10 protein-coding genes are annotated in these 13,152 nt (G+C 76.0%); 6 read left to right on the plus strand and 4 right to left on the minus strand.

What is annotated here, in order from left to right:
- The first annotated feature begins 122 nt into the window (after positions 1 to 122).
- Positions 123 to 2,420: an SF1B family DNA helicase RecD2 gene (recD2, locus tag ACWIX7_RS25030; RefSeq protein ID WP_448619104.1), complete on the plus strand. Its 2,298-nt coding sequence runs from the start codon at positions 123 to 125 to the stop codon at positions 2,418 to 2,420.
- A gap of 67 nt (positions 2,421 to 2,487) precedes the next feature.
- Here the strand turns inward: recD2 and ACWIX7_RS25035 are convergent, their stop codons facing one another.
- Positions 2,488 to 3,051 carry a hypothetical protein gene (locus ACWIX7_RS25035; RefSeq protein WP_448619105.1) on the minus strand — a complete coding sequence of 188 codons (564 nt, stop codon included), beginning with the start codon at positions 3,049 to 3,051 and terminating at the stop codon, positions 2,488 to 2,490.
- A 340-nt stretch (positions 3,052 to 3,391) separates the two neighbouring features.
- On the opposite strand from ACWIX7_RS25035, the gene ACWIX7_RS25040 reads away from it, so the two are divergent.
- Both ACWIX7_RS25040 and ACWIX7_RS25045 read left to right on the plus strand, forming a co-directional pair.
- Complete coding sequence (locus ACWIX7_RS25040) at positions 3,392 to 4,852, plus strand: hypothetical protein (protein WP_448619106.1); 1,461 nt, start codon at positions 3,392 to 3,394, stop codon at positions 4,850 to 4,852.
- Between the two features lie 67 nt (positions 4,853 to 4,919).
- Complete coding sequence (locus tag ACWIX7_RS25045; protein WP_448619107.1) at positions 4,920 to 5,969, plus strand: PD-(D/E)XK nuclease family protein; 1,050 nt, start codon at positions 4,920 to 4,922, stop codon at positions 5,967 to 5,969.
- Between the two features lie 19 nt (positions 5,970 to 5,988).
- Here the strand turns inward: ACWIX7_RS25045 and ACWIX7_RS25050 are convergent, their stop codons facing one another.
- Positions 5,989 to 7,104, minus strand: coding sequence for a hypothetical protein (locus ACWIX7_RS25050; RefSeq protein WP_448619108.1), 1,116 nt, complete (start codon positions 7,102 to 7,104; stop codon positions 5,989 to 5,991).
- Between the two features lie 117 nt (positions 7,105 to 7,221).
- Here ACWIX7_RS25050 and ACWIX7_RS25055 point away from each other — a divergent pair, with 117 nt between their 5' ends.
- From ACWIX7_RS25055 to ACWIX7_RS25065, 3 genes are all read left to right on the plus strand, one after another.
- A complete protein-coding gene (locus tag ACWIX7_RS25055; protein ID WP_448619109.1) occupies positions 7,222 to 8,286 on the plus strand; it encodes a site-specific integrase in 1,065 nt (354 codons plus the stop codon).
- Positions 8,287 to 8,534: 248 nt separating this feature from the next.
- The gene (locus ACWIX7_RS25060; protein ID WP_448619110.1) at positions 8,535 to 8,807 is read left to right on the plus strand and encodes a hypothetical protein; all 273 of its coding nucleotides are present in this window, start codon (positions 8,535 to 8,537) and stop codon (positions 8,805 to 8,807) included.
- A 323-nt stretch (positions 8,808 to 9,130) separates the two neighbouring features.
- Positions 9,131 to 9,400 (plus strand): hypothetical protein, encoded by a 270-nt coding sequence (locus ACWIX7_RS25065; RefSeq protein WP_448619111.1) that lies wholly within the window; start codon positions 9,131 to 9,133, stop codon positions 9,398 to 9,400.
- A gap of 105 nt (positions 9,401 to 9,505) precedes the next feature.
- Here ACWIX7_RS25065 and ACWIX7_RS25070 read toward each other — a convergent pair whose 3' ends face one another.
- Together ACWIX7_RS25070 and ACWIX7_RS25075 are read right to left on the minus strand one after the other, a co-directional pair.
- Positions 9,506 to 11,773 carry a sensor histidine kinase gene (locus ACWIX7_RS25070; protein WP_448619112.1) on the minus strand — a complete coding sequence of 756 codons (2,268 nt, stop codon included), beginning with the start codon at positions 11,771 to 11,773 and terminating at the stop codon, positions 9,506 to 9,508.
- The gene (locus ACWIX7_RS25075) at positions 11,770 to 13,137 is read right to left on the minus strand and encodes a hypothetical protein (RefSeq protein WP_448619113.1); all 1,368 of its coding nucleotides are present in this window, start codon (positions 13,135 to 13,137) and stop codon (positions 11,770 to 11,772) included. Before ACWIX7_RS25075 ends, ACWIX7_RS25070 begins: the two co-directional genes overlap by 4 nt.
- Positions 13,138 to 13,152 lie beyond the last annotated feature (15 nt).

Raw genomic sequence — 13,152 nt, forward strand, 5'->3', positions numbered from 1 at the left:
GTCTGACGTTTTCGCGCCCGCCGTCCGGTGCGCCGCGGACCACGTCCCGCGAGCGGAGGACCGCGGAGGTGTCCCCGGGGAGTGTGACCATCGGGGGGACGGCGGGTGCTGGGGGGATGGCGGTGGCAGAGGCGCGGACCGGGGCGGTCCTGGAGGCGACGCTGGAGCGGATCACGTTCGCCAACCCCCAGACCGGCTACACCGTGGCCCGGGTGGACACCGGGCGGGGCGGTGACCTGGTGACCGTCGTGGGGTCGCTCCTCGGCGCGCAACCGGGGGAGACGCTGCGGCTGCGGGGACGGTGGGGCGCCCACCCGCAGTACGGCCGGCAGTTCCAGGTCGAGGACTACACGACCGTGCTGCCGGCCACGGTGCAGGGCATCCGCCGCTACCTGGGCTCGGGCCTGGTCAAGGGGATCGGCCCGCGGCTGGCCGAGCGGATCGTGGACCACTTCGGCACCGACGCGCTGCGGGTCATCGAGGAGCAACCGGCGCGCCTGGCCGAGGTGCCGAACCTGGGCCCCAAGCGGACCCGGCTGATCACCGCGGCCTGGGAGGAGCAGCGGGCCATCAAGGAGGTGATGGTCTTCCTGCAGGGGGTGGGCGTGTCCACCTCGCTGGCCGTGCGCATCTACCGGCAGTACGGCGACGCCTCGATCGGCGTGGTCCGCAACGAGCCCTACCGCCTGGCCGCCGAGGTGTGGGGCATCGGGTTCCGGACCGCCGACACGATCGCGGCCGCGGTGGGCATCCCGCACGACAGCACGCAGCGGGTCGAGGCGGGGCTGCAGTTCGTGCTCTCCGAGGCGACCGGGCAGGGGCACTGCTTCCTACCGGAGACCGAACTGGTCGCCCGGGCGATCGAGATGCTGCAGGTCCCGGCGGACCTGGTGGGGCACTGCCTGGCCCTGCTGGTCGCGGAGGAGGGCTTGATCCGCGAGGAGTTCCCCGGCGCGGACGGCGAGCCGCCGACGGTGGCGTACTACCTCGTCCCCTTCCACCGGGCAGAGGTCTCGCTGGCCGGAGGACTGAAGAGACTGGCGACCGCCGACGACGACCGGCTGGCGGCCTTCGCGAGCGTGGACTGGGACGCGGCACTGGCCTGGTTGCACCGGCGCACGGGCGTGGAGCTGGCGGCCGGGCAGAAGGCCGCGGTGCAGCTGGCGCTGACCGAGAAGGTCGCCGTCCTCACCGGTGGCCCCGGCTGCGGCAAGAGCTTCACGGTGCGCTCCATCGTCACCCTCGCGGCGGCCAAGGGGGCGAAGGTCGTGCTGGCCGCGCCGACCGGCCGGGCCGCGAAGCGGCTGACCGAGCTGACCGGCGTCGAGGCGGTGACCGTGCACCGGCTGCTGGAGCTGCGGCCGGGCGGGGACGCCGCCTTCGACCGGGACCGGCCGCTGCAGGCCGACCTGGTCGTCGTCGACGAGTCCTCGATGCTGGACCTGCTGCTGGCCAACAAGCTGGTGCGGGCCGTCCCGCCGGGCGCGCACCTGTTGCTGGTCGGCGACGTCGACCAGCTGCCCTCGGTCGGCGCCGGGGAGGTGCTGCGCGACCTGCTCGCCGACGGCACCCCCATCCCGCACGTGCGCCTGACGCAGGTCTTCCGCCAGGCCAGCCGGTCGGGGGTGGTCACCAACGCGCACCGGATCAACGCCGGCAGCCATCCCCAGGTCCGCGGCCTCGACGACTTCTTCCTCTTCCCCACCGACGACGCCGAGGAGGCCGCCCGGCTCACCGTGGACGTCGTGGTGCGCCGGATCCCGGCCCGGTTCGGCCTCGATCCCCGCCGCGACGTGCAGGTGCTGACCCCGGTGCACCGTGGGCCGTCCGGCGCCGCCGCGCTCAACGAGCTGCTGCAGGAGGCGCTCACCCCGGCCCACCCCGACCGGGCCGAGAAGCGCTTCGGCGGGCGGGTGTTCCGCGTCGGGGACAAGGTCACCCAGATCCGCAACGACTACGACAAGGGCGCCAACGGGGTCTTCAACGGCACCCAGGGCGTCGTCACCGCCATCGACGCCGTCGAGCAGAGACTCACCGTCGTCACCGACGAGGACGAGGCGATCGGCTACGACTTCGGCGAGCTCGACGAGCTGGTGCACGCCTACGCCGTCACGGTCCACCGCTCCCAGGGCAGCGAGTACCCCTGCGTGGTCATCCCGCTGACCACCAGCGCCTGGATGATGCTGCAACGGAACCTGCTCTACACCGCCGTCACCCGCGCCAAGCAGCTCGTCGTCCTCGTCGGCTCGCCCCGGGCCCTCGGCCAGGCCGTGCGCGCCACCGGTTCCGGACGCCGGCACACCGCCCTCGCCCGCCGTCTCCGCGGCCGACCGTCCTCCGCCGCCTCCCCGCTCGACGGCGGGACGAGGCCCCACCCGCCGGTCCGTCTCGCAGCGGTCCCGGCCCTGGAGCACCCGTGAGCGCTCCTCGTCCGGCGACGTCGTGGCCGGGACGGCCGTCGGTCGCGTGGCCGAGCGGGGGAGGGCGTCACGGCGTGTTCAGCTGACGCTTCTCCGACGCGTGCTGGTACTGCTCCTGCCGAGCCTCGAGCGCCGCCTGCGCCTGCATCTCCAGGCCGTCGAAGGTCTCCTCCACCTGCTGCAGCCGCTCCCACCAGCCCGTCACGGCGTGCAGGTCGGCCAGGTCGACCGTGGACGAGCCCAGGAGGACGCGGATGGCCGCGTCCGCCTCCTCCAGCACCCCGGAGTCGTCGTCCGACGACTCGGCGCGCGCCGCCCAGAAGACCTCCGCCCACAGTGCGGCCACCGCGACGCCGTGGGCCGGCGGCACCCGCTGCTCGAACGCCAGCCGCCGGTCGCCGGCGACCACGGTCAGCCGCAGCGCCAGGAGGCGCCGCGTCAGCCGCAGCAAGTCGGGTGCGTGGACCCGGCACGCCTCCGGGGTGCCGGCGACGAGGACCCGCTCGTACACCTCGGTGAGGCGCTGCGACGTCTCCTGGCTCCACAGCCACAGGTCGTAGGGCGTTGCTCCTCGCAAGGGGACGGCGTCCACCGCGTCGCCACCCGGACCGTCGTGGGAGAAGCCGCTCACGCTGCCGAACGCTAGTGCGCCCTGCTCCCGGGTTCAGCAAGCCGCGCCGCGTCCCCACAGGACGCCGGTCACGCCCGGTCCAGGCACCTCGCCCGTGGCTGCCGAGATCGCCCCGGAGCCGGTCCGGTCGCCCGGCGAGGGCTGGTCCGGATGCGGCCGTGGTGGGCGCCGGTTACGCCGACAGCGAACGACCGACACGCCGATCCGAGTTCCTGTGCCGTCCTGAGCTGCAGCTTCACGAAGAGGACCGGATGTGCTTGCGCGATGGGCGGACGGATGTGTCAGTACCCACCCATAGCTTTCGGGTCGACATCTTCCCCATGTCGACGAGGAGTTCACCATGGCCGTCTCTGGCCTCAAGACCCGCAAGCCCACCGGTCGCGTGCCGTGGCCCTGCATCCTCCTGGAGGGGGAGGAGAAGGCCGGGAAGTCGTGGGCGCTGGCCCAGTTCAGCGCCTCGGACAAGATCGGCACGCTGTACTGGATCGACCTCAACGAGGGCGCCGGTGACGAGTACGGCGCGATCCCCGGCGCGAAGTACGAGCTGGTCGAGCACGACGGCTCCTACGCCGCGGTGCTGGCCGCCGTCCAGGCGGTCAAGGCCCAGGCACGCCGCGCCGCGGACGCCGGCGAGCCGCCGGTGGTCCTCGGCATCGACACCGGCTCCGCCATCTGGGACGGCCTGAAGGACTGGGCGAGTGAGCGCGCCGCGAGGTCGGCCCGCAACCGCGAGCTGCTCAAGCGCGACCCCAACGCCGAGATCACCATCAGCCAGAACCTGTGGAACGACGCGGGCGCGCGCTGGCGCAAACTGCAGACCGAGCTGCTCACCTTCCCCGGCATCGTCGTCGTGACCGCCCGCGGCAAGGAGGTCACCGAGGTCGACGCCAACGGCCGGCCCATCGAGGGGCAGAAGACCTGGTCGGTGCAGACCCACCGCGAGTTCCCCTACGCAGCGAGCGTGTGGGTGCGGCTGCGCCGCGGGCGCCGACCGCTGATCGTCGGCGCGCGCAGCGTGCACGTCGGCATCAAGCCGAACGACGACCCGGCCAAGGAGGTCGCCGACAAGAAGGCGGACGGCCGGCTGCTGGAGTGGCTGGTCTTCGACGCCCTCAAGTGCGACCCGGGGACCGCGCACGTCCGGGACCTCGTCTCCTTCCACGGCGGCGGGCTGCTCGACCACGAGCGGACCGAGGAGGCCCCGGCCGGTCGGCAGGCTGCCCGGGCGGGCGGGCGGCGTGAGCCCGACGCCGGCGACCTGGTCGCGCGGATCGGCGACGCCGGGGACGACGACGAGCTGCGCGAGGTGTGGGCCGAGGCCAACCGCAGCGGCATGCTGCAGGTCGACGTCCCGACCCCCAGCGGCTCGTACACCGTCGCCGAGCTGATCCAGGCCCGGCACGAGGAGTTCCTCGAGGCGTCGGTGGGGTCCCACCCCGCCGGGCGCCGCAGGACCTCGGCCGCCGGCCAGACGCCCGCTCCGGAGACGCCCGCCGCGGTGGTGGAGTCCGCCCGGGCCGCCGCCGCGGCCGCCCGACCGTCCACCGGCCGGGAGGAGACGCCGGCGAACCCGCTGCTCGAGCCCTCGCCGACCCCGGACGACCCGGGGGAGCGCCGGCTCAACGCCGCCCGCCGGGGCGTGCTGGCCAGCCTGGAGGCCCTGGGTGTGACCGAGGAGCAGATCGCCGCCCGCTTCGGCCGGCCCGCCGAGCAGGTGGCCACCCGGCGGCTGACCGCACTCGTGCGGGACGTCATCGCCACGCAGCGGGCCGCGGGCGACGACCGCACGGACGTCGCCTGAGCCGCACCGCTGGAGCGGGGCCGGACCCCCGGCCCCGCTCCGGCACCCCCTACCCGAGGGAGACGTGATGACCGCCGTCCTGCCCGCCCGTCCCAGCGCCGCCGAGCGCCGGGCCGCCCCGAGCCTGGCCGCCGCGGTCCGTGACCTCGACAGCCGTCGGGCCCGCTCCCGCCAGCGGATGATCGGCGCCTCCGAGCTCGGCGAGTGCCGCCGCCGGGCGGCCTACCGCATCGCCCGCCGCCGTCCGACCAACACCCGCACCGGGCTGCAGGCCTTCATGGGCACCGAGCTGCACCGCGGGGTGCTGCGCGCGCTCCGCCGCCAGTACGGCGGCCTGACCGAGGTCGCTCTGAAGGGCGAGCAGGTCAGGGGGCGCTGCGACTGGTGGCACGCACCGGTCGTCGAGGACCTCAAGACGACGTCCCGGTTCGGCTTCGAGCGGGTCCTCACCCGTGGGGTCCCGGTCCGGCACTGGTTCCAGGTCGCCGTCTACGCCTGGCTGCTGCGGACCGGGCAGACCGCCGACCGCCGGCTGCCGGCCGGCGACGGGCAGGACGTCGACGGACTGCGCATCCGCTACCTGTCCCGCGACTCGGGCGAGGACGTCGTCTTCGAGGCCGACCACGACCCGGCGCTGACCGCCGAGGCGATCATGTGGCTCACCGACGTCTACGCCACCGTGGAGGACGACGGGGCCGACGCCGTCCCCCGCGACGGGTTCGGACCCGGCGTGGACACCATGTGCGACTGGTGCCCGTTCCTCGACCTGTGCTGGGGCCCGCCGGTGGACCCGGGGACCGAGGGCGACGTCTCGCGCCAGTCCCGCCTGACGGTGACCGACGAGGACTACGTCGAGGCCGTCCACGACTACGACGCCTGGCGGGCGGCCGAGAACGAGGCCAAGCGGCACAAGGAGTACGCGCGGGAACGGCTGCGGGGCCGGTCCGGTCCGGCGGACGACCTGTACTGCGAGTGGTCCGGTGGCGGCCTGCGCACGCAGGTGGACAAGGACGCCGCGGTGGAGCGGCTGGTCGAGCTCGGTGAGGTCCTGCCCACCCGGAGGACCCGCAGCCCGCAGACGATCCGGGTCACGCGGAACGGCACCCGGCAGGACTGAGCGCCGGGCCGTGCCCGGCCTAGCTCCCTCCTCCGCCCTCCTCCTGCGGCGTGCGGACCGCCGCTGCCGGCTGCGCCCGTGCCGCTGCCGCGTCGGCCACCGCGCGGTCGCGCGCCTCCTCCGCCCGCAGGCGGTCCCGTCGACTCTCCGCGGCGCGGCGCTCCGCACGTTCGGCGCGGGCCTCCTGCGCACTCGCCTGCTCCGTCGCGGCGTCGGCCCGGGCCTCCGCCGCCTGCGCACGGCCCTCCGCGGCGGTGGTCTCCAGCCGGGCGGCGGCCTCCGCCTGCTCGGCACGGCTGACCGCCTGCGCCGCGTCGGCCCGTGCGCGTCCGGTCTCCGCCCGGGCCGCGCGTTCGGCGTCCAGCGCCCGGTCCCGCGCCGCCTCCGCGGAGGTCGCCCGCTCCTGTGCCGCCGCCGCGTCGGCGACCGCGCGTGCCCGCGCCTCCTCCGCCCGGGCTGCCTCGCTGCGGGCCGACTCGGCGGCGCGCACGGCCGCGTCCCGCTGTCGCTCGGCGTCCCGTCGCCCTGCCTCGGCCGCGCTCGCGGCCGCTCCGGCCGCGTCCGCGTCGGCGCGCGCCTGCTGCGCTCGCGCGTGCGCCGCCTCGGCCGCCTCCCGGGCGGTGGCTGCCTGGTCCCGGGCTGCAGCCGCTGCGTCCCGCGCGCCGGCGGCGTCGGCCTCGGCCCCGGCCGCGACCTCGAGGGCCTCCCGCGTCGCCCTCTCGGCGACCGCCCGCACCCGGTCGGCGAGGGACGCGCGCTGCTCGGCCTCGGCGATCTCGCGGCGTGCGTCGGTGCGGACGGCGGCCCGCTCCGCCTCGAGCAGCTCCGCGTCGGCGGCCCTGGTCAGGACCTCGCGGGCGCGGCCCACCTGGTCCTCGATCGCGCCCAGGGTGTGGTGGAGCCGGTCGGCGATCTCGGTCAGCGTCTCCGCGGGACGGTTTGCCGGCTGCGGAGCGGCGGGTGCCCCCGGGGCGGGGGATGTGCGTCCGGCCGCCTCCGCCCGGCGTGCGGCGAAGGCGGTCGTGCGGTTGTGGTCCGGGCGCGAGCAGTAGGAGGAGCGTCCTCCGGTCGGCGGGGGTGGGGCCACGGGGCGCTCGCAGTCCGGATAGGCGCACATCGCCGGGGCCGCGGTCATGGCCCCGAGCCTTCTTCCGGTCGTGCGTTGCAGCCAGACTGGACAAACGAACGGACGACCGACACTCGGGTCGGAGAACGGGACGACGCCGACCCGAGCACTCCATAACCAACTGTTATGGAGTCCGGAGCGCCGGCGGCCGGGACGCCCACCGCAGACCCCTCCACCGGGGTCCTGGTCACGACGACCGGAGCCGGCGCGCCCGCCGGGGCGGGAGCCGCCGACGGCGGCCTGGTGCTCCCCGGGGACGTCGAGTCGGTGGGGCGCTATCTCACCGCGGCGAAGGCCGAGTCCACGAGGAAGGCCTACGACGCGGACTTCCGCGCCTGGTCGGCCTGGGCCCGGCAGCGGGGCTTTCCCGCGCTGCCCGCGGCCGACGCCGCGGTGGCGGCCTACCTCGCGGCGCTCAGCGACGCGGGGGCGAGCCCGCGCACCATCGCCCGGCGACTGTCCGGCATCGGGCACGCGCACCGGGAGGCCGGGCACCCCAGTCCGTCCGAGCACCCCGGCACCCGCGAGGTCCTGCGGGGCATCCGTCGCACGGCGGCCCGCGACGGCCGTCGTCCGAAGAAGGCCCGGGCGCTGGACACCCAGACGATCCGCGCGCTCGTCGAGGACCTCCCGGCCGGGGTGGCCGGTCTGCGCGACCGGGCCCTCATCCTCACCTCGTTCGCCCTCGCGCTCCGGGCGTCGGACGTCTGCGGGCTGGACGTGCCCGACCTGGCCCCGGCCGGGCACGGTGGCCTCGACGTCACCATCCGGTGGTCGAAGACCGATCAGGAGGGCTCCGGCGAGGTGCTGGCACTGGCGCCGGGGGTGCGGGCGCCGACCTGCCCGGTGCGGGCCCTGCAGGCCTGGGTCGACGCAGCCGACCTCGCCGGCGGCTCGGGGCCGCTGTTCCGCAGCGTGGGGCGAGGCGCCCATCCCCGGATCGGCCGGACGCGGATGGCCAGGTCGTCGGTGCGGCTCGTCCTGCGCCGCGCCGCCGAGCGTGCCGGCGTCCCGCTGGACGGGCTGAGCCCGCACAGTCTCCGCCGCTCGTTCGCGACCGAGGGGTACAAGGCCGGTGTCAGCGAGCGCGAGCTGGCCCGGACGGGCCGGTGGGCCTCGGTGACCACCATGCGGGGATACGACGCCAGCAGTCGCTGGGCGGACCCGGCGTCGGCCCGGCTCGGGCTCTGAGCGGCCCTGGGCCGGGCGGCCGCAGGACGGCGGCGCGGCGCCACGGGTCGGGGAGTCCCGGTCGACGCGGTCGGGACACAGCGCCGGCGGGGCAGTGGACGTCGCTCAGCGACCAGCGGAGGGGGGTGGCATCCGTCGGACCCTGGGCGCACAATCGAACACGCGTTCGATCGGCTGCGGCGGCTCCACCGCCGGGGGAGACCGCCCCGACGCCGGTCGGCCGGTCGGCTCGATGCCCAGGAGGCCCTGTGACCACCGTCTCGACGAACAACCTGCCCGCCGGGGAGCCGGTCCTGACCACCGACGTGGTCGGCACGGACTTCGGCCTGCCCCTCGTCCGGCCGACCAGGACCAGGCAGGGGAGTCAGGTCCGGGTCGTGCGCTCGCGCTGCAAGGCGCACGGGGGGGTCGTCGTGTGGTTCACCGACGGCACCAAGACCCCGCCGCTCCACGGGCGCACGGCCTGGATCGTCGCCGGGCCCGAGCCGGGTGCGCACACGCCTGCCCGTGTGGTGGCGTGACGCGGGACGCCCGTGGGCGCGCCGGTGCGCGCGGCCTCGTGGGCGGGAGGCCCGGGGCGCAGGGCTGAGCGCCCAGGGGCGCGGAGGGCTCGCGGTCGCTGAGCGGGGCGCCGGCGCGCCGTCGTGACCCACCCGATCCGCGCTGCCACCGGGGACGGCGGGGCACGGCAGCACCACCGGCTGCCTGCCGGTGGACCCGGTCCGGGCGCTGGCAGGAATGACGCGATAGACGTCTTTCCTGCCACTCGTCGCTGGGTCCTGCACGGTCGACGCTGGGCCTGGCGGCGGACGCCGCCGGAACCGGACAGCCCGGGAGGGGACCGATGGTCCGCTGGAGGACGACGACGCTGCGAGCCTGGCGAGGACTCCGCGAGTTCCTCGCCGTCCAGGTCGAGCTGCACGAGCGGGCGGCACTGCTCGACCGGCCGTGGGAGGAGGAGTTCCTGCACTGGGCCGGCGGCGGGCGGGAGCTGCACGGCCGGCTCGTCCCGCCCCCCGGGCGAGCCCGGGGCACCACCCGCAGCGGCTGGTGCCCCGGCCTGGAGGGCGCCCACGGCGCACCGCCCCGGACGGGTGCGCGGTCGCCGGCCTGACGACCTCCGGTCCGCGGGGCGCTGGACGCGGCGTCCCTCGCTGTCGACCAGCGGGAGGTCGACGGCCCGAGGTCGTCGGAGGGCCTGCGGGTCCGCCACCCCGTGCTAGAGGTCGGGGCGGGCCATGGCCCGGCCCTGGTCGACGGGACGGGGGACCGGTACGGCGCGGGGTGCGGGAGGGGTCGCCCCCGGATCGCCCAGCGGTACCCGGCCCACGACCCTGGTGCCCTCTCCGGGGGCGGATCGGACGTCGAGGTGCCCGCCGACGGCCGCGATGCGTGACGTCATGTTGCGCACCCCCCGCCCGAGGGGATCCGACCGGGTCTCCGGATCCCAGCCCCGCCCCTCGTCCTCGACGGTGAAGAGGAGGTGGTCGTCGGCACGGTGCAGCCGCACGCAGATGGGCGCCCCACCCGCGTACTTGCGGGCGTTGTTCACCGACTCGAGGCAGCAGAAGTAGACGGCGGCCTCGACCTCGGGCGCGAACCGGGCGACGGTCACGGCGGTGGTGTCGAGTCGGATGTGCGGGTCCCCTCCGAGCTCGGCGCGGAGGGCGGCGACCAGACCGCGCTCGGCGAGCGCGGCCGAGGAGAGGCCCGTGGCGGTCCGGGCGAGGACGGCCTCCGCGGTGTCGAGCTGCCCGACGGCCTGGTCCAGCCGGGCGCGTGCCTGCTCCAGCCGCCCGGCCCGGACCTCGTGCTCGGCCAGCCCGAGCGTCAGGCTCAGCGACACCAGGTGGTGCTGGGCCCCGTCGTGGAGGTCCCGCTCGATGCGCCGCCGCTCGCTGTCCGCCTCGGCCACGACCCGTCGACGCGCGTCGGCGATCTCGGCGGCGTGGGCCACCGCGGCGCGCAGCTCGCGCTCGAGGTCGATGCCGGTCCGCACGGCCTGCAGCACGACTCCGAGGCTGGTGGCGATCGCCTCCAGCAGGACCTGCCGCTGGTCGTCCGCCCCGGCGACCGCAGCCCGGTCGACCGCGATCGTCCCGACGTCCTGCCCCCCGTGCCGGATGGGGACCTCCAGCGACGTCTCGGCCTCCTCCTCTCCCGGCCTGACCCACCGATAGCTCCGGTCGCGCAGCCCCGGCCGGTACACGGTCAGCTGGCACGTGGTGGCGCCCAGGCCCTGGCCGACCGCCTCCGCGAGGCCGGCCAGGTCGGGGACGCCCCCGGTCGTGGCCCGTGGCAGGGCGGCGAGCTCGGCCAGCACCCTGTACGGGGTCGGCCTGGTGCCGTAGAGCAACCGGTCGGCCGCGCGTTCGGTCAGCAGGAACACGGGGAGGAAGACCAGCGCGCTCACCGTCACAGCCGCTGCCGTGGTGACGAGCGGAGGAGGGACCACGCCTCCGGACCTGGGCTTGCCGACGAGCATGTCGACGACCGCGTAGAGACAGCCGATCGAGGCCGTGACCAGGACGACGACCACCCCGCGGCTGAACCACCGCTGCGCGCTCGCGGCGCCGGGCCGGCGGCTCGTCACCAGCACGGCCACGGCCACGACGGGCAGGGACAGCCGGGATGCCCAGTACCACAGCACGATCGGGGGCAGGGACCGTGCGGTCGTCCAGTCCACGCTCGTCCAGTCGAGCTGGGCCAGCCCCCGCAGGCTCAGCAACGCCAGCACGCCGGTGAGGACGGCCAGCGCCGCGCCCATCGCCACGGTCGCCACCAGGAGACCGAAGAGCAGCCGCGTCGGCGCCCGCAGCCGCTCACTGGTGCTGGCGCGGAGCTGCCGGCGCAGGCCGGCGATCCCGAGCAGCGGCAGCACGACCCCGGCCAGGAGGACACAGCGGACCGACGCCGGGAGGAACGCGGCGCCCACCAGGGCCACCGCCGCGGCGCCGAGCGCCGCAGCCACCACCCACCGGTCGGGGCGCCCGAGGGGACCGCTCCGCGGCGCCCAGGCCAGCGCGAGCACGAAGGTGGTGCAGGCGACCACCGGCAGCAGCAACCGGGGGACCGCAGCGACCCCGTCGACCCCGGTGACGGTGGCCAGCACCTCCGACGCCGCGTCCGACTGCGGGCCGAAGGCGGCGGCCGAGGCGGCCAGCGCCGTCCCGAGCAGGAGCTGCGCGGGATCGCGGGGAGCGCGCACCAGCAGGGCGCCCGCGAGGCCGAGGACGAGCACGGTCAGTGCCGCGTCGGGGATCAGCACGGGGAGGGGCTCGCTGTGCCGCATCCCAGCGACCAGACCCCGTGTCCACACGTCGCTCGCGGCGACCGCCTCCGGGGTGAGGCCTGCGATGCCGGCGAACTCCTGCGCCACGGCCACGACCACCCCGAGGACCAGCCAGCAGACCGACAGCAGCGCGCACCCGACGAGGAGGGCAACGATCCAGGTGCTGCCCCCTCGTTCGGCACGCCCGCCGGTCACCGGACCGCGACCTCCATCTCGAGGACGCCCTCCACGACCGGCTCCACCCGGTCGGGCACCCAGGCGCGGACGACGACAGGGGGACTGCCGCCCCGGCTGGCGGGGAGGGCGGCACCGTCCTCGCTGTGCGCGGTGACCCGCAGGCCGCCACCGAGCGCGATCAGGCGGTCGGCGTCGTCGGCGAGCACCGCCTCGAGACGAGCCGCACCCACCGGCGGGGCGGGGTCGTCGAGGACCACGCTGATCGCGCCGCGGCACTCCTCCAGGCGCAGGCTCAGCTCTCCTTCGGCGGGTCGTCCGGCCAGCTCGCGGAGTGCCGAGGCGGCGGCGTAGTACAGCCCGGACTCCAGCTCCCATGCCGCCCGCGACGCCAGCTGCGCGTGGAGCCGGACCGGCCGCGGCAGGTCGGCCACCACCTCGTCGAGCGCGGCGGCCGGCCCGTGGTCGCGGAGCACGGACGGGTACACACCCCTGGCCACCGTGCGGAACCGGTCGAGCAGGTCGTCCAGCCGGACCCGGGCGTCGGCGAGCGCGTCCCGGAACGGCGTCAGGTCGTCCGGGGCGTCGGCCAGGCGGGCGCGGGTCGCCGTTAGCTCGGTCCGCAGCGCAGCCAGGCGGTCGTCCGTGGCGTGCGAGAGCTCCGCGACCAGCCGCCGGCGCGCCGCGTCCCGTGCCGAGGCGAGACGGCGGCGGGACGCCCGGAGCTCCTCGGCGAGCTCGGCGGCCCGCCGGACCCGCTCGCTGAGCTCGGCGTTGAGCGCCACCACGCGGAGCGGCAGCGCCGCACCGTTGGCGACGTCGTGGAGCAGGTCCCGGTCGGCGACGGTGATCGGTCCCGGCTTGGTGATCGTCAGGGCGGCCCGGAGCACCCCCGCGTCGAGCACCGGCACGACGTGGTCGACGTCCGGGTCCACCAGGAGGTCCGCGAGCCCGGTCACGGTCCGGCCGGGTGGACTCGCGCCTCCGGTGTCCGGAGGGTGGTGGACGGCCTCCACCAACCGGTCTCCCACGGTCAGCCAGACTGCGGCCCGGACCGCCCCGGTGCCCTCGGCCAGCACCTGTGCCAGGCCGGGGAGGACCTGGTCGAGGGATCCGGCCTGGATCCGCCGGGCCGCCTCGGCCAGCGCCGAGTACGGGCTGGCCAGCCTCTGGCCGGCCACGCGGGCGACCGTGCGCTCGAGCACGGGCCACGCCAGGAAGAGCCCGACGGCCGCGAGGCAGACCCCGAGGAACGGCAGCACCAGCCTGAGCTGCCTGTTGTCGATCACCGCCCGGCCGCCGAGGACGACCGCGAGCAGCACAGCGGCCACCCCTCCGGCGACCAGCAGTCCACGGAGCACCACTGCTGTGCTGACCCGGGTCATCCGCACCACCGACCC

This window comes from Geodermatophilus sp. URMC 65 (genome assembly GCF_053502545.1).